Annotated in this window: 19 protein-coding genes; 14 read left to right on the forward strand and 5 right to left on the reverse strand. The window is 43.5% G+C overall.

Features of this window, described 5'->3' with window-relative positions:
• Nucleotides 1-40 precede the first annotated feature (40 nt).
• The 3 genes from glyA (at nucleotide 41) to yfbR (ending at nucleotide 3,996) form a co-directional block, all read left to right on the forward strand.
• Nucleotides 41-1,276 (forward strand): serine hydroxymethyltransferase, encoded by a 1,236-nt coding sequence (gene glyA / locus AAAT93_RS01285; RefSeq protein ID WP_117780796.1) that lies wholly within the window; start codon nucleotides 41-43, stop codon nucleotides 1,274-1,276.
• A gap of 214 nt (nucleotides 1,277-1,490) precedes the next feature.
• The gene (gene ftsH, locus AAAT93_RS01290) at nucleotides 1,491-3,386 is read left to right on the forward strand and encodes an ATP-dependent zinc metalloprotease FtsH (protein ID WP_117780797.1); all 1,896 of its coding nucleotides are present in this window, start codon (nucleotides 1,491-1,493) and stop codon (nucleotides 3,384-3,386) included.
• A gap of 10 nt (nucleotides 3,387-3,396) precedes the next feature.
• The gene (gene yfbR / locus AAAT93_RS01295; protein WP_117780798.1) at nucleotides 3,397-3,996 is read left to right on the forward strand and encodes a 5'-deoxynucleotidase; all 600 of its coding nucleotides are present in this window, start codon (nucleotides 3,397-3,399) and stop codon (nucleotides 3,994-3,996) included.
• Here yfbR and AAAT93_RS01300 read toward each other — a convergent pair.
• Genes AAAT93_RS01300 through AAAT93_RS13635 form a run of 3 tightly spaced genes read right to left on the reverse strand, consistent with a single transcriptional unit; the run spans nucleotide 3,993 to nucleotide 6,792 of the window.
• Nucleotides 3,993-5,318: a sensor histidine kinase gene (locus AAAT93_RS01300; protein WP_118734828.1), complete on the reverse strand. Its 1,326-nt coding sequence runs from the start codon at nucleotides 5,316-5,318 to the stop codon at nucleotides 3,993-3,995. The two genes, yfbR and AAAT93_RS01300, sit on opposite strands and share 4 nt — an antisense overlap.
• A gap of 1 nt (nucleotide 5,319) precedes the next feature.
• Complete coding sequence (locus AAAT93_RS01305; RefSeq protein ID WP_021985707.1) at nucleotides 5,320-6,084, reverse strand: LytR/AlgR family response regulator transcription factor; 765 nt, start codon at nucleotides 6,082-6,084, stop codon at nucleotides 5,320-5,322.
• A complete protein-coding gene (locus AAAT93_RS13635; RefSeq protein WP_118734829.1) occupies nucleotides 6,085-6,792 on the reverse strand; it encodes an accessory gene regulator B family protein in 708 nt (235 codons plus the stop codon).
• Between the two features lie 103 nt (nucleotides 6,793-6,895).
• Here AAAT93_RS13635 and AAAT93_RS01310 point away from each other — a divergent pair, with 103 nt between their 5' ends.
• From AAAT93_RS01310 to AAAT93_RS01340, 7 genes are all read left to right on the forward strand, one after another.
• Complete coding sequence (locus AAAT93_RS01310) at nucleotides 6,896-7,057, forward strand: cyclic lactone autoinducer peptide (protein ID WP_021985705.1); 162 nt, start codon at nucleotides 6,896-6,898, stop codon at nucleotides 7,055-7,057.
• A 19-nt stretch (nucleotides 7,058-7,076) separates the two neighbouring features.
• On the forward strand, nucleotides 7,077-7,535 hold the full coding sequence (locus tag AAAT93_RS01315; protein ID WP_021985704.1) for a hypothetical protein: 459 nt from the start codon (nucleotides 7,077-7,079) through the stop codon (nucleotides 7,533-7,535).
• Between the two features lie 67 nt (nucleotides 7,536-7,602).
• Nucleotides 7,603-8,496, forward strand: a complete 894-nt coding sequence (locus tag AAAT93_RS01320; RefSeq protein WP_021985703.1) for a hypothetical protein — start codon at nucleotides 7,603-7,605, stop codon at nucleotides 8,494-8,496.
• A 29-nt stretch (nucleotides 8,497-8,525) separates the two neighbouring features.
• Nucleotides 8,526-9,104 carry a hypothetical protein gene (locus AAAT93_RS01325; RefSeq protein WP_021985702.1) on the forward strand — a complete coding sequence of 193 codons (579 nt, stop codon included), beginning with the start codon at nucleotides 8,526-8,528 and terminating at the stop codon, nucleotides 9,102-9,104.
• Entirely contained in the window at nucleotides 9,088-9,885 is a 798-nt protein-coding gene (locus AAAT93_RS01330; RefSeq protein ID WP_021985701.1) for an ABC transporter permease, read from the forward strand. The genes AAAT93_RS01325 and AAAT93_RS01330 overlap by 17 nt, the downstream gene beginning before the upstream one ends.
• A complete protein-coding gene (locus AAAT93_RS01335) occupies nucleotides 9,882-10,535 on the forward strand; it encodes an ABC transporter ATP-binding protein (RefSeq protein WP_118734830.1) in 654 nt (217 codons plus the stop codon). Before AAAT93_RS01330 ends, AAAT93_RS01335 begins: the two co-directional genes overlap by 4 nt.
• Nucleotides 10,532-11,365, forward strand: a complete 834-nt coding sequence (locus AAAT93_RS01340; protein ID WP_196021126.1) for a hypothetical protein — start codon at nucleotides 10,532-10,534, stop codon at nucleotides 11,363-11,365. The genes AAAT93_RS01335 and AAAT93_RS01340 overlap by 4 nt, the downstream gene beginning before the upstream one ends.
• A gap of 58 nt (nucleotides 11,366-11,423) precedes the next feature.
• On the opposite strand, the gene gltX is transcribed toward AAAT93_RS01340, so the two are convergent.
• On the reverse strand, nucleotides 11,424-12,881 hold the full coding sequence (gltX, locus tag AAAT93_RS01345; RefSeq protein ID WP_227573333.1) for a glutamate--tRNA ligase: 1,458 nt from the start codon (nucleotides 12,879-12,881) through the stop codon (nucleotides 11,424-11,426).
• A 179-nt stretch (nucleotides 12,882-13,060) separates the two neighbouring features.
• Here gltX and AAAT93_RS01350 point away from each other — a divergent pair, with 179 nt between their 5' ends.
• Together AAAT93_RS01350 and AAAT93_RS01355 are read left to right on the forward strand one after the other, a co-directional pair.
• Nucleotides 13,061-14,581, forward strand: coding sequence for a hypothetical protein (locus AAAT93_RS01350; protein WP_227573334.1), 1,521 nt, complete (start codon nucleotides 13,061-13,063; stop codon nucleotides 14,579-14,581).
• A gap of 6 nt (nucleotides 14,582-14,587) precedes the next feature.
• Nucleotides 14,588-15,487: a DUF2156 domain-containing protein gene (locus tag AAAT93_RS01355; RefSeq protein ID WP_021985696.1), complete on the forward strand. Its 900-nt coding sequence runs from the start codon at nucleotides 14,588-14,590 to the stop codon at nucleotides 15,485-15,487.
• Here the strand turns inward: AAAT93_RS01355 and AAAT93_RS01360 are convergent.
• Entirely contained in the window at nucleotides 15,468-16,382 is a 915-nt protein-coding gene (locus tag AAAT93_RS01360) for a DUF368 domain-containing protein (protein ID WP_021985695.1), read from the reverse strand. The two genes, AAAT93_RS01355 and AAAT93_RS01360, sit on opposite strands and share 20 nt — an antisense overlap.
• Before the next feature lie 235 nt (nucleotides 16,383-16,617).
• Between AAAT93_RS01360 and AAAT93_RS01365 the strand changes: the two genes are divergently transcribed.
• Nucleotides 16,618-17,448 carry a DegV family protein gene (locus AAAT93_RS01365; protein ID WP_227573335.1) on the forward strand — a complete coding sequence of 277 codons (831 nt, stop codon included), beginning with the start codon at nucleotides 16,618-16,620 and terminating at the stop codon, nucleotides 17,446-17,448.
• A 129-nt stretch (nucleotides 17,449-17,577) separates the two neighbouring features.
• Complete coding sequence (locus AAAT93_RS01370) at nucleotides 17,578-18,678, forward strand: N-acetylmuramoyl-L-alanine amidase (protein ID WP_021985693.1); 1,101 nt, start codon at nucleotides 17,578-17,580, stop codon at nucleotides 18,676-18,678.
• Nucleotides 18,679-18,692: the final 14 nt, after the last annotated feature.

Consider the following 18,692-nt stretch of genomic DNA (forward strand, 5'->3'; position numbering starts at 1 on the left):
AATCTAACAGATAGAATTATAACAAGATGGAGGGACAAAGATGTACAGTTTTGATGAAATAGCAAATTTCGATCCAGAGATTGCACAGGCAATGACGGACGAGATCAACAGACAGGATCATAATATTGAGCTGATCGCATCAGAGAATATCGTATCCAAGGCAGTTATGGCAGCTATGGGAAGTCCGCTTACAAACAAATACGCTGAAGGGTATCCGGGAAAGCGTTATTATGGCGGATGTGAGTATGTTGATGTAGTGGAAGACCTTGCTAGAGAGCGGGCAAAGAAGTTGTTTGGATGTGAATATGTCAATGTTCAGCCACATTCCGGCGCACAGGCAAATATGGCAGTATTCTTCGCTATTTTGCAGCCGGGCGATACATTTATGGGAATGAATCTGGCACACGGTGGACATCTGACACACGGTTCACCGGTCAATATGTCAGGTAAGTATTTCAATGTCGTACCTTATGGTGTTAATGATGATGGTTTTATTGATTATGATGAGGTACTCCGCATTGCGAAGGAATGCAAGCCGAAGATGATCGTAGCCGGTGCATCTGCATATGCGAGAGCAATTGATTTCAAGCGTTTCCGTGAGATTGCGGATGAGGTTGGCGCAGTGCTTATGGTAGACATGGCACACATTGCAGGGCTTGTTGCTGCCGGACTTCATGAAAGCCCAATCCCATACGCACACGTAACAACAACCACAACGCACAAGACATTGCGTGGTCCGCGTGGTGGTATGATTCTTTCCAGCAATGAAGTAAATGAGAAATATAACTTCAATAAGGCAGTGTTCCCAGGTATTCAGGGTGGTCCTCTGATGCACGTGATTGCAGGTAAGGCTGTCTGCCTGAAGGAAGCACTGACAGATGAATACAAAGAGTATCAGAAGCAGGTTGTGAAGAACGCAGCATGTCTGGCACAGGCACTGACTGAGCGTGGATTCAAGATTGTATCTGGCGGTACAGATAATCACCTGATGCTTGTTGACTTACAGAACCTTGACCTGACCGGTAAGGAAGTGGAGAAGCTTCTCGATTCTGTTCATATCACAGCGAACAAGAACACGGTACCGAACGATCCAAAGTCGCCATTTGTTACAAGTGGTATCCGTCTTGGTACACCGGCTATCACAACACGTGGTGCAAAAGAAGATGATATGATTGTGATCGCAGATGCAATCAAGGCTGCAGTCATTGACAAGGATAATGACAAGGCAATGGCACTTGTAAAGAGCATCACAGACAAGTATCCATTGTATGCATAATACGCATAATACGCATAAAGAACGAGATCAAATCGTATACTAAGTAAAATCAAATGCAAAACCGGGGGCTGCGCGAGAGGGAATCCGTTCCCTTGACATGTGGCTTCCGGTTTATTATGTCTTAAGAAATATCTTAATAATACAGAAAGAAATAGCTTGCTCATGGTTGTATGAGATTTATAGATAAGTACGCTTGAATAACGGAGAATGATATATGGAAAATCAGCAGAAAAATTCCGCCCCGGAGAACAATTCGGACAACCGGAATTCGAATAATAATAAGAAAAAGCCATCCAAGACGGTGGTGATATGGATCGTATCCATTCTATTGACATTTATGATCTGGCAGGGAATTACGGCGATACAGCAGTCCAAACAGGAGAAGATCACGTATGACACGTTCCTGCAGATGCTTGATGATAAATTAGTTACCGATGTGAAGCTCTACAATGACCGGATCAGCTTCACGCCGATCTCGAAGGAGACGGGTGCGGAGATGGACAAGACGTATTATGTGATCCGCATCAGTGATTACAAGATCGTGGACCGTCTGCAGAAGGCGGGTGTGCAGTTTGAGGAAATGGATGAAGGGAAAAATGCAGTCGTTTCGACGATTCTCTCGTATGTGGTAATGATCGGTGCCTTCTATCTGCTGATGTCGTTACTGATGCGGAATATGTCCAAATCCGGCGGCATCGGAAAAAGCAATGCGAAGATGTATGTGGAGAAGAAAACCGGTGTGACATTCGCGGATGTTGCAGGTCAGGAGGAGGCAAAGGAATCCCTCTGCGAGATGGTAGATTTCTTAGATCAGCCGGACCGATACTTAAAGATCGGTGCGAAGCTGCCGAAGGGTGCCCTGCTTGTAGGACCTCCGGGAACCGGTAAGACACTGCTTGCCAAGGCGGTTGCCGGCGAGGCGAATGTTCCGTTCTTTTCGCTGTCCGGTTCGGAGTTCGTGGAGATGTTCGTCGGTGTCGGTGCGAGCCGTGTGCGTGATCTGTTCCGCAAGGCGAACAATATGGCACCATGTATCATATTTATTGATGAGATCGATGCGATCGGAGGAAAGCGTGACACGCGTCATGGCGGTGGCGATTCCGAGCGGGAACAGACCTTGAATCAGCTCTTATCGGAGATGGATGGTTTCGACAGCTCGAAGGGAATTATCGTGCTTGCAGCGACAAACCGCCCGGAGGTGCTTGACAAAGCATTGCTTCGTCCGGGACGGTTCGACCGGAGAATCATCGTGTCAAAGCCGGATATGCAGGGACGTATCGATACACTCAAAGTACATTCGAAGAATGTGAAGATGGATGAGACGGTAGATTTCAAGGAACTTGCACTTGCCACATCCGGGGCTGTCGGTGCAGACCTTGCGAATATCATCAATGAGGCGGCGTTAATGGCAGTCCGCAACAAGCGGGATTATGTATCCCAGAAGGATCTGATCGCTTCGGTGGAAGTTGTATTCGCCGGAAAAGAGAAGAAAGAGAAGCTGCTCTCACCAAGAGAGAAGAAGATCGTTGCCTACCATGAGGTTGGACACGCGCTTGTTGCTGCATTGCAGAAGAACACACTTCCGATCCAGCGTATCACGATCGTACCGCGTACATCCGGAGCGCTTGGCTATGTATGGCAGGTGCCGGAGGAAGAGAAGCAGTTACAGACGAAGAAAGAAATGGAAGAGGATATCGTGACATTTCTGGCGGGGCGTGCCGCGGAGGAGCTGAAGTTCGATTCCGTTACGAATGGTGCCTCCAATGATATTGAGAAAGCGACGAGCCTGGCGCGGACGATGATCACGATGTACGGTATGTCCGAGAAGTTCGGCATGGTGCAGCTCGAAGGCGTAACCGGAGAATACTTGGATAACCGCCGCGTATTAAATTGTTCTTCTGAGACAGAGACGAAGGTCGATACCGAAGTCAAGAACATGATGAAAGCAAGCTACGAGAAGGCATACAAGTTACTTAAAAAGAATATGCCGACACTCGATGCGATCGCACAGGTACTCTACGAGAAGGAGAACCTGAGCGGTAAAGAATTCATGGAATTATACGAGAAATACCAGAATGTAAAGCTTACGGAAGCGGAGAAGGTACAGTAGGGAGAAAATTATGGAATACAATTTCTTTGCGACGGTGGCGCGCATGAAATATATTGAGCGCTGGGCGCTCATGCGGAACACATACCCGGAGACATTGTCGGAACACAGCCTGGAGGTAAGCATGCTTGCGCATGCGCTCTGCGTGATCGGAAATGTGCGGTATGGCAAGCATTTAGATGCCGACAAGGCGGCAGTGATCGGACTGTATCACGACGCGTCCGAGATCATCACCGGAGATATGCCAACACCGATCAAATATTACAATAACCGGATGAAGGATCTCTTTCATTCTATCGAGGATGAAGCGTGCGAGAAGCTGATCGGACAGCTTCCGGAAGATCTGCAGACATATTACCGGGACTACTTCTTCAAGCAGGGCGATGATACGGAAGAGACGAAGTATCTCTGGAAGCTCGTAAAGGCTGCAGATAAGCTCTCCGCACTCATCAAGTGCATGGAAGAAGAAAAAACCGGCAACCGCGAATTCGTCAAGGCGAAGGAAAGCACGGAGCAGATGGTGCAGGAGCTATCAAAGAGCTACCCGGAAGTAAAGGACTTCGTTCAGGAATTCCTGCCAGCCTATGCGAAGACACTCGATGAGTTAAGTTAGAGCATAATGCGTTTGCTTTTTTCGATAATTGGAATCATCAAGTCCATATAGAAGAGGGTTTCAACGCTGTAAGTGAAGAAACCATGATATTTTTCTGCTGTATTCCGGATATTGGTGAGACCATATCCGTGATAGAGGGAATTTTGCCGGTTGGCATGTATGTGCTCCAGGGATGTTCCCTCTGCGGTTGTGTTCTCGCAGTGAATCGTGAATTTATCATTTTCGGTAGTCGCAATCGCGATGTGGATAAAATTCTCACTGGAAGGATTGGCAATACATGCTTTCAGACAGTTATCAAGCATATTGCCGAGAATCACGCATAAATCATAATCATTGACCGGAATCCGGTTATACGTTACCCCAAGCTTAGCAACAAATTGAATATGATTTTTCGCTGCAAGTGTATCATAGTTTGTCAGGAAAGAATCAATGACCAGATTGCCGGTATTGTATTTGGAATAAGTGGATTCGATATCCCTGACTGCCTCACTGGTGAAGGTTTTCAGTTTATCGTATTCCTTGTTGTCGACATATTCGTTGATACAGAAATACTGCTTTTTGAGGTCGTGGATGATCCGGCGGCTTTGCCGATAGGATTCACTGAGCTGTTCGTATTTTTCTTTCTGAAAGCGAATCTGATCTTCCATCTGGGCGTTTGTGTATTTTAATGTGGTCGATGCATATTCTTTCTGGATCAGAATATAGTTTATGATATTTAACAACACCAGACAGAAAATCAAAAGCTCATAGAAAAGTATGTTATCAATCAGAAACAGATGTTGAAGCGGCAGGCATACATAAATGATGATGGATATGATTGGTGTAGATAAAATCAAAAACTTGTATTCCAGAGAGTGCGCAGGTGTCTGCTTCCGAAACAATAATGACATGAGCAGGCAGAGTATGAACAGGACGACCTTGGAACCGATATTCATAACACTGTATAAAAAAGCAGTGTCATTTTCTGCATAGAAGTCAGGATTTAGTTTTGTAAACAGGAAAGTAAAGATGGCTTCTCCAAGTGATGCAAGGATCTGGAACAGCAGTACCACATATAGCTTTGCTTTCAGACTGCTTGTGAAAAATAAGCAGAGGATAAACGTTGTACCCAGACTGATAAGCGTTGCGGTAATTTCTGATTGTATGGTAGGGAAATGGCTGTTTAATACTTCACATCCATACAGACAGCATTCGCAACCGACAAGGACACAAAGATATAGTGGGGCATAACGTTTCTTGAAATGATGTAATGTGTTCATCAGAAATGTAGTTAAGATGAACATATCAAAAAGATATGTAAGTATCGTAAGTGCGTACTGCATATTAGACTCCTTGGTGTGTATAAAAATCCGAGTGCATGGCAACCACCTGATTCAGATAGCGGTCCGTGATCAGTTTCCGGTTCCGCCTGCTCATGGAGACGGTGGCACCGTTGTCAAAAATAATCGAGCAATCCTTCAGATAGTGAATATGGGAAAGATTGACAAGAACTGTGCGGGAACACATCATAAACATCGTTTCATCCAGCATGGAACTCCAGGTAGTGATTGTCCCTTTCGCAGGAATCGTATCCTCCCGCATATGAAAGCATAATTCTTTGGACTTCGCATTTTTCACTTTGATGTAATAGACATCTTTTAAGTTCAATGTATATTCCCGGTCATAGCCATCTACAACGGAAATCAACGATAGATTTTTCGTGTACTCTTCGAGGATATCTGATATCAGCTGCTTCATCTCGACTTCCTGGACTGGCTTTTGAAGGAAGTGGTAGGGGTGGACGGCGAAGCTGTCCTGCATATATTTTGGATAGTTGCTGACAAAGACAATCATTACATGATGGTCGAAATTTCTCTTGATTACATCTGCAAGCGTGATTCCGCTTCCATCCGGCATCTCGATATCCAGAAAGAGCAACTGATAGGGCGCTCCTGTGGATTCCCGGTAGCGAGTCAGAAGTGCCTGTGCACTTGTATAAGTATCAATGTGCAGATCAATATTGAATTGGAAAGAGCATATATCTAAAAGATGACATAATGGCTCGAATTCTTTTGCTTCATCATCGCAGATGGCTATATTCAGTGTCATTTATTTTTTTTCCCCCTTTGAAACATGTAATGTCCTATGATTCAAGCAACGTGCGATACATTGATTGATAAGAACGATGCACAAGCAAATCAATATCATATGATAATAGAGTTGCTGTTTCCATGATAGCATGAGGACTGCAAATGCGTAAATAAAGAATAACAGAAAGAACAATATTTTTTTGATTTTTGTTCTTTCGGCAGTGGTGTAGTGCTTGTGTGCATTTCCAACTGGAGCCAGCCCCCAGATTATAAGAGTAAGCAGGCTGATAAGAAGAATATAGAGTCCAGGCATAATCAAATATGGTAACCGAGATAAAAATAGAGTCAGAAAATAAATGGAATAAGAAAGCAGGAAGCAGGAGTAAGGACTTTTTGCATGGGCACCGCCTGCCAGCATGAGTATTGGAACCAGGATAATAATATATACAAGCGATGGGAGAAAAAAATCGAGGAGTCCCCCAATCAATAGCAGACTGCAATTAAACAAAATCAGATCCAGCGCAAAATCAAGGCAATAGAAATAAATGTCTTTCTTTTGAGATTCTATAATTTCGTTTGTCACAAGTATATCGGTTATCTTCTTACTTATTTTTTTAGAGAGTATCATTTCATTTATCCTTTCATTTTTTACAGTATAGCAGAGAACGTCGGACAGATAGAAAAAGGGATACGAACGGTCAAAAATAAGGGATGAACGAACATTCATCCCTTATTTTTGACCGTTCGTAGCAGATTTCAACAGGAAATCATAAAAGCATGTTATAGTGCGATTACCATATTGATGGAAGACAGAAGAGAAGGAGGAACTTATGAAAACAAAGGTTAAGAAGTGGCTTGTGAAACATGGAAATGCCATATGTGCAGTTGCGGTTTCACTGGCATCACTATCATCCCTTTGCTGCCGGGGATGTTGGTATCAACCAGAGGAACCGGAAGGGTTGAAGGAGTTTGCAAAAAATCATATGGAGTAGAGATGGGAGGAAGAAGCTTATGAGAAAAGGAAAAATAAAAAATTCAATTGTAACAATAGCGATGGCAATGATGCTGTCTGTAACAGCCGTAGTGGGATTTGGAACGAATGCAAAAGCAGCGGCAGGTAATACAGGTAATAAACAGTATTCGTATAGTAATATAGATCCTATAGGAAGTTGTGAATGGAGAACTAAAAATAATGCTACTAAAGTTTATGTATATCCAACTGCAGGACCTAAGATATATTATGAGGCTAATGGAAGAAAAAAGAACAGCATTACAGGTCAGTATGAAAAATTTGCAGGGTCATATTCCTATGCAATTCCAACAGGAACACAGGGAAGCATTACAAATTGGATAAATGAAAAGGGAGGGACAGAGGCCAGATTGGTAATGTCAAGAATTTCATATTCGCGACTTGACACTAGTGGAGTATGGAGCCCGGATTCAACAAGGAATTACACTATTTTTGGCTAGAAGAAAGATAGAAAATAGGGGGAAACTAGGTGAATTGTTTCCTCCTATAAAAGGAATGTGAGGAAGTATGAAAAATCGCAAAAAGTTAATAAGTGGATGCTTGCTTGGCATTGTTGGAATTGCGTGTTTACGATACATTGTGAAAAATGAAAAAGATAAGAAGTATCCGGTTGAGAGATATTGGGATGAACAAGAAGAAAAGCAACAGAATACATCTGGGGATGATACACAAACAGATTGTGATGCTGAGGAAAAAGATGTGACACATAGTGTGACTATTGATAATATAACATATGAGTTTGTAGATTGCGATATGATTGAAGATACAGAAATAGAAATGCAGACACGTTATCCGGCAGAGTTTTTTATTGACAGTGCACTTCCTGATGCAAATTATCAGACGGATCTGTTATGGGATTATGAGAAAATGTATGAGGAAATCCCTGAATTGGAGGATATAAAAGAAATTGTATTAAATCCCTATAATTATACAGAGGAAGAATATAATGCGTTGACAGATCCATATGCAAGACAGGATGCAGGTGATAAATATCGGATAGAAGGACATCCAAAATCCAGATATTATTTTGTGAAAATGCGTATAGAAAATGAATCGGTCGAATCAAGAGAAATTGTTTTAAGCGATTTATATTTGATTCAAACAAATAGAGCGAAAAGCTATGCTGTGACGACTGATAATATAATATATTTTGATAAAACGCAATATGTAGAAAATCCAGATCGACTCAGTTGGTTTACATGGTATACAATGAAACCGAAAGAGGTATTGGAATGTGTCATTGGATATGAGATAGATGAACATTCCTTATATGATTTACATGAAGAAAGACTCATGTATATAGGAACTATTAGTGTGGAAATGTTGGATTCGTGGGTAAATCCGGTATTATCCAAGACGGTTGTGCCATTGTATGATCTTATGGGGAATGAGTCAGAATAGATATAAGCAACAGTGAGGAGCGTGTGCATATGAAAAATCAGATAACCGTGTTCCTGATTATGTTTGGACTCTTGCTATGGGTAATCCAAGTTGTGAACCTGAATCGTGGGAAGGAAAACAATGTAATGTATGTGGAACAGGGACAGGAATTTTATTATGGAGGGCTTGCAATTCAGGCGGATGAGTTTCTGCTATTGGATTCGGATGAATATGGTACTTATTTTGGTATGGAGAATGATGTGGCAGATAGTGAGAAGGCTGTCTGTGTGCGATTAATGGTTCGAAATGATTCGGATGAAGCGATATCCTGGGACGATATATTTTCCGTGATAGGAGAAGGATTTGTCTGCAGGGGGTGGGGAAGTGCTTATAATCCGTATATGGGGGCTAAATTGAATAAATTTTATGGTGAACAGCTAGATACGGGAAAGAAACAGGATATTTGGATTGCAACTACGATGTCCCGTGCCTGCTTTCGTGAGAAAACATGGGAGAATCTTTCAGACATGGAGTTTGAATATGTGGTGTCGCTGTATCCGGATGCCGTACGCATCCGGTTAAAAACAGGGGGAATTATGGAGGAGCGAGCCTATGAAACCAGTGATTAAATTTGAGTTTTACAGAGCTTTTCGGTCGGGTGGATTTTATGTGGCATTGCTGTTAGGAACGGCTCTAGCAATTGGCGATATCGTACTCTTTCATAATGCATTTCGGGATACGATAGATACAAAAGTTGTGATGCAGACATGGATTGGGACAGATTATCAGTTCGTGACGAACAGTCTGTTTTATGCGCTGCTTCCGATTCTGGCAGCATTACCATATGCGGGAACTTATTATGAAGACATCAAAACAGGTTATCTGAAGAATATTTTACTGCACACTTCCAGACGTGGGTACTATATGGCAAAATCATTTGTTGTGTTTGTGATGGCAGCAATCACTGTGATGATTCCGTTGTTGTTAGATTTGATGGCGGTTATGACAATATATCCACTTCGTATGCCGGAACGACTGGAATTTCTGTCGGCTGGAATTCTGGATGTGAATTTGTTTTCCGGACTGTATGAGACAAACGGTGCATTGTATGCATTGGCATTTATCCTTTTAGATGGTTTGTTTGCAGGACTTCTGGCACTTGTTTCTGTATGTGTGGCAGAACGGGTCGAGAGTATGTTTAGTGCGATTGTAATTCCTTTTGCTTTCTATATCATGTGGAGCACTGTTATGATGGAAAACAATGATGGCAGATTTTCTGTGATGGAGATGCTAAATCCGCGACAATCGGTTGTTTTCAGCAGGCTGCAGGTCGTGCTTATGGCAGTCGGTGGGACGCTGATTATTATACTCTGGCTGTTCTTAAAGGGAAGGAGAAAAGACGTGTTATGATAGAGGTTGAATTAAAAAATATATCGAAGACGATACATAAAACGCCGATTTTGCATGATATCAATCTGAAATTCCATTCGGGAGCAATTTATGGCCTGAAAGGGAAAAATGGATGTGGGAAAACCATGCTTATGCGAACTATTTGCGGATTGATGATACCAAGCACAGGAACGGTCAGTATCAACGGAAAAGTACTCATGAAGGATATCGAGTTCCCGGAAAGCATTGGGGCGTTGATTGAGAATCCGGCATTTCTGCCGCAATATACAGGATATAAGAATCTGTGTATGCTGGCATCGCTTCGCAGTGATATAGACAAAGAGGCTGTGGCGGAAGCTATGCGGCGGGTGCAGCTTGATCCGGAGGATAAGCGTGTATATCGGAAATATTCGCTCGGAATGAAACAGAAGCTTGGAATCGCAAATGCAATTATGGGAGAGCCGGATATCATTGTATTGGATGAACCAATCAATGCGCTGGATGAAGCAAGCGTGGAGCAGGTAAAGAAGGTGCTGGTGGATTTGCGGGAACGGGATCATCTGATTATTATTGCCTGTCATGATCGGGAAGAACTGGAGTATTTGAGCGATGAGATCATTGAGATCAAGGACGGTACAGTTGTGCGTAAGCAGAAGGAGGGAGTGGCATGAGAACAGCAAAGATGTTCTGGCGGGACATGTGTCTTGGGACGTTCCGGCATGGTGCCCGATTTCTGATCATACCTCTTGTTGTCGTGCTGATGACTGCCGGTTTTGCGGAATATGCTGCAAACATATACGAAGCGGGGACAATCGCCGGAAGCGGAACAGCGGCGGATTATTATCTGTATGTTATGCAGGGAATGTATATCTATAAATTCAGTCCCGATTCGACGTTCGTGATTCCGATTTCGTGGTTTATGCTTCACATTGGACTGGCATATCTGACTGCATATTATCCATGTAAGGATTATAATGAGTATGGAGCGATTGTGCTTCCGGCAGGCGGTTCCCGCGTTCGTTGGTGGATTGCGAAGATGTTCTGGTGTCTGATGACAGTTTTCCTATACTATATTGGAATTGCTGTAACCTGTACGATCAGTGCCTGTGTGCATGGAGCAAAGCTAAGTGCGGATTTTTCTGTGGATCTGCTGGAACATTTGTATGGAGATTCTATGAATTATGTCAGCCAGTCTGATATGATTTTGATTTCCGTTTTGCTGCCATTTGCCATATCTGTGTTGATGACAGAAGTACAGATGCTTTTCAGTTTTTTGTTTACACCCGTTATAAGCTTTGCTGCAACGTGTGGTGTCTATATTCTATCTGCTTATTATACCTGTTGGTGGCTGCCGGGAAGTTATACGATGTGGCAGAGAAGTTCCTATATCAATTATGAAGGCGTAAAACCAATGAGTGGATTTGTGATTGCCCTGTTCGGATTACTTTGTGTGATTGTATGTGGGACTTTATATTTTCAAGATAAGGATATACTGGATTAAATAAAAAACAGGGACTACCCTTTTGAGGTAGTCCCTGTTTTTCTGTCTGTCAAAGAGATTATGCATTTTCTAACTTCGTAATCGCAGCCTTGATTCTTGCAAGTGTCTCATCCTTGCCAAGGATACTCATAAGCTCGGTTGCGCCGCCCGGTGTTGCCTGCTTGCCGGATACAGCGGTACGAAGCGGCCACATGACGAAGCCGGTCTTGTACTCGTGCTCTTTACCGAATGCAGAAAGAGCCGCGAACAGGCTGTCATTGTCGAACGCTTCCTGTGCCTCAAGAACCGGAAGAACTTCTTTTAATAACTGCAGTGAATTCTCTGCGTTTGTCTTCATCTTCTTGTGTGTATACATTGCGATATCGTATTCCGGTACAGCTGCTAAGAAATCAATCTGCTCCTTGATATCCGGGAATACTTCGATTCTTGTCTTTACCATAGCTTCGATCTTCTTCGCATCCATCTTGTCGCCAACGACTTCCCGGATGTAAGGAAGTGCCATCTCGTAGAACTTCTCATCGTCCATTGCCTTGATGTATTCGCCGTTCATCCATTTGAGCTTTGTCATATCCAGAACTGCCGGGGACTTGGAGATATTGTGGTAGTCAAAGGCTTCTACCAGCTCCTGCAAAGAGAAGATCTCACGGTTATCCTCCGGGCTCCAGCCGAGCAGTGCAACGAAGTTGATGATTGCTTCGGTCAAAAATCCCTGCTCCAACAGATCCTCGAAGGATGAGTGACCACTACGCTTGGAAAGCTTCTGGTGATCTTCGTTCGTGATCAGTGGACAGTGGATATAGGTTGGAACTTCCCAGCCAAATGCATCATAGAGACGGTTGTACTTTGGAGAGGAAGATAAGTATTCATTTCCACGGACAACGTGTGTGATGTTCATCAGATGGTCGTCCACAACATTTGCGAAGTTGTAGGTCGGGAAACCGTCGGACTTGATCAGGATCATATCGTCAAGCTCGATGTTCGGAACGGTGATGTCGCCGTACAGTTCATCCGAGAATGTCGTCGTGCCCTCTTCCGGATTATTCTGACGGATGACATATGGCTTGCCAGCCGCGAGGTTTGCCTCAACCTCTTCCTTCGAAAGGTGTAAGCAGTGCTTGTCGTAACGGGAGATGGTCTTTCCCTCGAATTCTGTGACAAGTGTCTTCAGACGGCACTCATCGCAGAAGCAGTAGTATGCCTCACCCTTGTCGATCAGCTTCTTTGCGTATTCTAAGTAGATGCCCTGCTTCTGACGCTCACTCTGGATGTATGGACCAACGCCGCCGTCCTTGTCCGGACCTTCGTCGTGCTCAAGTCCTGTTTCCTTCAGGGTACGGTAGATGATGTCGACAGCACCTTCCACCTCGCGCTCCTGATCCGTATCTTCGATACGCAAAATAAAATCGCCACCCTCATGCTTTGCAATCAGGTATGCGTATAAAGCAGTTCTCAAATTTCCTACATGCATCCGGCCGGTCGGGCTCGGTGCAAATCTTGTTCTAATCTTCTTTGCCATTTTAATATGATAGCCTCCTGTATAACAGATAAATTCTTAGGAAATTATAACAAAGGAAAAATCATTTTACAACATAATGTTGATTATTGAATTTATTTTTAGTATACTACAAAAGGATTGTTCTCGTTTTTGGGAGTGGTTATTTTATAAGAAAGCTGGGAAATGATATGGATCGATCAATGATTTCAATGATATATTTTGTCGCATTGCTTGCGCTGTTTCTAATTATGATTATTGCAACGATTGCGGTAATCGCAAGCAGATCAAGACGACGCGACGAGGACGATGATGAGTTTGAGGATGGCACAGAGTATGAAGATACCGAACAGCCGGACGAAGGGCAAACGGTATTTGATGATGCGGATGCCATGTTATCGGATGATTTCTATGTAGATAATCTGGATATGCCGGGGGAGGATTCTGCGTTTGCACCAGAAGACACCGGTTATGATGATGAATACGAGGATGAATATGCAGAGGACGGCGGTTATGAAGACGTCGATACAGCGGATGCAGATGATTCCTATGAAGATTATGAGAATGTAGAAGTTGATGAGTATGATGCAGAGCTTGACAGTGCATTTGATGTACCTGGTTCGCTGAAGATCGATCCGGTTCAGGCAAATGCGCCGACACAGGAGATCGATACGAAGGCAGTCAAGGAAGAACGTCGGAATCCAAAGCCGGAGACAGAGGATATTATGCAGGCAGATGCAGGTATTCCGGAGATTGCGACGGAGACTGAGACATCGGTACAGAATGAATCAGAAGATACAGCAGAGACTGTGGAAACGGATGAGAAAGAAACATCGATTATGCCAGAGGAGTCAGACTCCACAGAAAATGTGGTTTCTGCATCCACAGATGCCGTAGAAGATCAGAAAGCGATTAATACAGAAATTCCTGCGGAGCAGGAGCTGGAAGCTGATACAGTGGCGGAGAAACCGGTAGAAGCAGAGATGCCGGTTGAATCTCCAAAGAAGCAGAAGAAAAAGCATGTAAGAAAGCAGAAGAAACAGCCAGAAGCGATTGCGGAACCGAAGACGGAGGCTGTAAATGATGACTTTACAGATTCTGCATTTGGACCGGATATTCCAGAGATCAATATCAGCAACGAGGCGCTTGCTGCATCTGTACGGGAAGCAGAGGCGATGGGCGCAGCCATCATGGGAGATCTGAAGGCAGCAAAGGTGCCGGTCGAGACGATGTTTGGTATCAACGAAGAACTTTCTTCTTATGGTTCTAAGAAGAATAAACGTGCAAAATCCAAGGTTGCAAGTGATGAAGATTTCTATTGGTATAACAAAGAGGATGCGGCAGACCGTCCGGCGCGCCGTCCGATCGAAGCATATTATCATCATTTTAATATTGCAGATGACTGTATTGAGGATCTGCTGGTAGAGATGTATGACTGTGCATTGGTTCGTACCGAAGAGATCCGTTATATTGCATATGGCATTGAGCCACGGACACTTACGATGAAGGAGATTATGTCAGGTGCAGTTTCTTTGAACGATCATAAGAAGAAGGAGCCGACCGAGCAGGATCTGGTTCGTATCTACGAGAAGTGGTGTGGTTATGTGGATCATTTGCTGGATAAGGTAGAAATTCATGCAGATGAGTATACAATTCAGGAAATCCGCAAACAATTATGTGCGTACGGACGAAATGACGTCGATACATTATTGGAAGGAAAGTAGACAAACATGGATATTATCAGACCGAGTATTGAGACCAAAGAGTTGTTAGATCATTATTTGCAGTACAATCATTACAGAGGATGTGAATTCTCTGCTGCAAACAGCCTGTTCTGGTGTGATTTTTATCAGACGAAATTCACGATTTTAGAGGATATGCTTGTGTTTTGCAGAGTGGAGGATGGCATTCCGACTTCATTTACGTTTCCAATCGGGGAACACGATCCGAAGGATGCATTTGACAGAGTGGTAGATTACTTTGAACAAAGTAATCTGCCATTTGCTATGTATATGGTAGAGCCGGAAATGTTCGAGATGATTGAACGCTGGTATCCGGGACAGTATCAGATTGAATATGACAGAGACAGCGCCGATTATCTGTACAGACAGGAGTCGCTTGCGACACTTGCAGGCAAGAAGCTGCATGCGAAGAGAAACCATATTAACCGGTTTTTAGAGAATTACCCGGATTATCAATATGAGCGGATCAATGGGAAAAACTGGAAGGAATGTCTGGAATTAGAAGAAGCATGGGCGCGGGAGAACAACCCGGAACACGATGGGGATAAAGAAAATGAGAAAGCAGTTATTGCCTATGCGCTTGCGCATCGGAAGATGTTTGGCATGATCGGCGGACTGATCCGTGCAGAGGGCAAGGTTGTAGCATTTACATTGGGAGAACGATTGACAGAAGATACGTTTGATGTGCATTTTGAAAAGGCATACGCAGATGTACAAGGTGCGTATGCCATGATCAATCGGGAATTTGTCAGACGGGAATTGTCGGACTATACCTATATAAACCGGGAAGAAGATATGGGAATTCCCGGACTTCGCCAGGCAAAGCTGTCCTATCAGCCGGACAGCCTTGTGGAGAAAGGAATCGTAACTAAGACTCGGACACCGTAGATTCCGGTGCTCCGAGTTTTTCCATGAATAAGGTTAATGCTACACAGGCAACCAGCAGAACCACACCGACGATGATGGATACGACGGAAGTTCCATTCATGCTGTATTCCTGATTTACCTTATAGAAGATTGAAATCGGCGAAGACGCTACAAGCGCGAAGATTCCGCTGAACGTCGCAGATGCAAAATGCTTCAGCAGATAGCTTATGAGCTTGGAGATAAAGAAGATTCCAAGTACACAGCCAATCGCAAAAGGAATCAGGATGAAAAGCTGATTCAGCATGCCCTGCAGATTCAGTGTGCGGAGTGCCTCTACAAACTGTTTTACAGAATTGATAACACCGAAGTAATATCCGAGAATCATAAGCACCAGAGAACCGCTGACACCGGGGATTACCATAGTTGCACTTGCGATGATTCCCATGAAGAAGATCTTCACGATCATACCGGCACTTGCAGTCAGTGCAATGCCGCTTTCGCTGTCACCATTTAAAAATACCATTGCCATTGCTACGGCAAGTAAAATCAAAAATACAAGAATGTTCACAAGCAGAGATTTCTTCTCTTCACTTTGCCAGCCGTCCTTCAGGGAACGTAAGATAGCTGGAATACCGCCGATGATCAGCCCTGTAAATGCACAGGAAGTTGCAAATGGAAAGTTTGCAAGCAGCCACGGAATGATATAAGTAAAACCAACAATTCCAATTACCATTCCGAGTATGATCGGAAGCAGGGTCAAAAAGCTTTTTTTGAAGCTTTTCAAGAGGCTGGAAATTGCATTCAGCAGCTTGTCATAAATGCCGAACGAAACTGCCATCGTACCTCCGCTGACCCCCGGAATAACATTTGCGATACCGACAAAAACACCTTTGATCAGATCAACTAAAAAATTCAAGTTTTCTTACTCCTTCACTATTATATTGAATGTATAATACAAACTTTTGAAATTATACTATGAAAGGTATAAAAATACAATTTGAAAAAGGTAAATAAAAGATAAATAATTTATAAATCATGAAAAACTTATGAATTCGTATAAGAATAGGTTGCAATTCGTGTTTTAACATGCTATCATATGTAGTATTAAAAACCACGTGTAATAGTTCTAAAAGAGTTGAAAGGCGAAAACTATGAAATATAAGATTGTTGGAGACAGCTGTTGTGATTTTACAGCCGAGGATTTGAAAAAGGAATATATCAGCCGGGTACCGTTGATTCTCACAGTTGGGGATACGGATGTGATTGATGATGATACCTTTGATCAGGAGAAATATCTGGATATGGTAGACCGATGCCCGGAATGCCCTCGTTCTTCCTGCCCTTCACCAGAGAATTATATGCAGCATTTTGAAGGTGCGGAAAATGTATTTGTAGTGACACTTTCTTCCAAGTTAAGCGGCTCCTACAACAGTGCAATGCTTGCAAAGCAGATCTATCAGGAGAATCATCCAGATGTAAAAATCCATGTGTTTGATTCGAAGTCGGCAGCGGCAGCACAGCATCTGATCTGCGAGCGTCTGGAACGCTATATAGAGCAGGATCTTGACTTCAAGACGATCGTGGAAAAGACAGAGGAATATGTTGGAGAGATTCGTACACTTTTTGTACTGGATAACCTCGATACGATGCGGAAGAACGGAAGAATTACGAAGGTAAAGGCACTGGCAGCCAATATGTTAAATATCAAGCCGGTACTGCATGGTGTTGACGGAGAGATTCAGCAGCTCGATCAGGCGCGCGGTATGAACAAAGCGTTAAATAAGCTGTTGTCACATATTGAGAAGGAAGGCTATGACAATACAAAGCCGGTTCGGATTACACAGTGCGGAAGCATGGAACGCTGTAAGAACGTGAGAAAGATTTTGATGGAACGGTTTGGATTTACAGATGTGAAGATTCTTGATGCCAATGGGATTAGTACCACTTACGAGAGCCGTGGCGGAGTGATCGTTTGTTTCTAATTTTATATTTCAAAAGATTGGAAAAGACAAGATGCGGAAAACATCTTGTCTTTTTTTGCGTGGAATGATACTATTTATAAATACGCTTTTTACAGATGAATCAAGATACGAAAATGGGAGTAACAAGCTATGAAGAAAAAACTAAATCGAAGAAATAAACTGGCAGGCTGGCTGATTGGTGCCGTCTGTATGATGATGCTCGGTGGCTGTGGAAAGAAACAGGATGGAACAACGGAGGCAGTTACAACAGCAGAACCTGCAGTTGTGGCAACGAATGCGGATGCAGCGCAGGAACCGGATCTGCCGATGGATGCCGATGGTTACTATATTACAAATGATTATGTGAAAACGTTGGGAGAGACGATCAATGTCCGCGTGGCAGCATCCACGGACGCAGATATTTACAAGCTGCTTCCGGGTGGTGAGATATTAAATCGTGTCGGTTACAATGAAGAGTGGACAAAGGTTATGGTGGATGGCAGTACATTTTACGTGTATTCCGAATATGTGATCCAGACAGAACCGCCAGCCGGAACCCTGCCAGATACAACCGAGGAAGAGACACCGACGGATACGGCAACAAAAAGCGATGCCGAGAAGGTAAAGAAGATCGTTATGCTTGATCCAGCCAATCAGGCGGTTGTGAATGCGGAACAGGTCGAGATCGGACCGAATACTGATGTGACCAAACAGGGGGCATCTACGGGAAATGTTGGAACGACACTTGGAACGAAAGAGAGTGAACTGAATCTGACTTATGCGAATCTGTTAAAGACAGAACTGGAAAGCCGTGGTTACCAGGTGCTGATGACAAGAGATACCGATGAGATCAATTTGTCGAACAAGGATCGTGCATTGCTTGCGAATGATTCAGAGGCAACCGTGTATGTGCGTATTCAGATGAATTTCAGTGAGAACAGTTCCCTGACTGGTGTAATGGGTGTGTGTATGACACCGGATAGTGAATTTAACAGTGACTTGTACAATGACAGTTACCGTTTGGCAACGCGTTTGATTCAGGGTGTTCTGGATAATACGGCATGTACGAATCAGGGAATTTACGAGACAGACCAGATGACAGCCATTAACTGGAGTGAAAAGCCGGTCGCACTGATCAAGCTTGGATATCTGAGCAATGAAGAGGAGGAATCCAAACTGATCGATCAGGATTATCAGAAAGAAATCGTTCAGGGACTTGCAGATGGCTTAGATGCATATTATGGATATTAAATTGGAGGATAGAT

The sequence above is a fragment of the Coprococcus hominis (ex Arizal et al. 2022) genome, assembly GCF_040094675.1.
Classification (GTDB): domain Bacteria; phylum Bacillota; class Clostridia; order Lachnospirales; family Lachnospiraceae; genus Coprococcus_C; species Coprococcus_C hominis.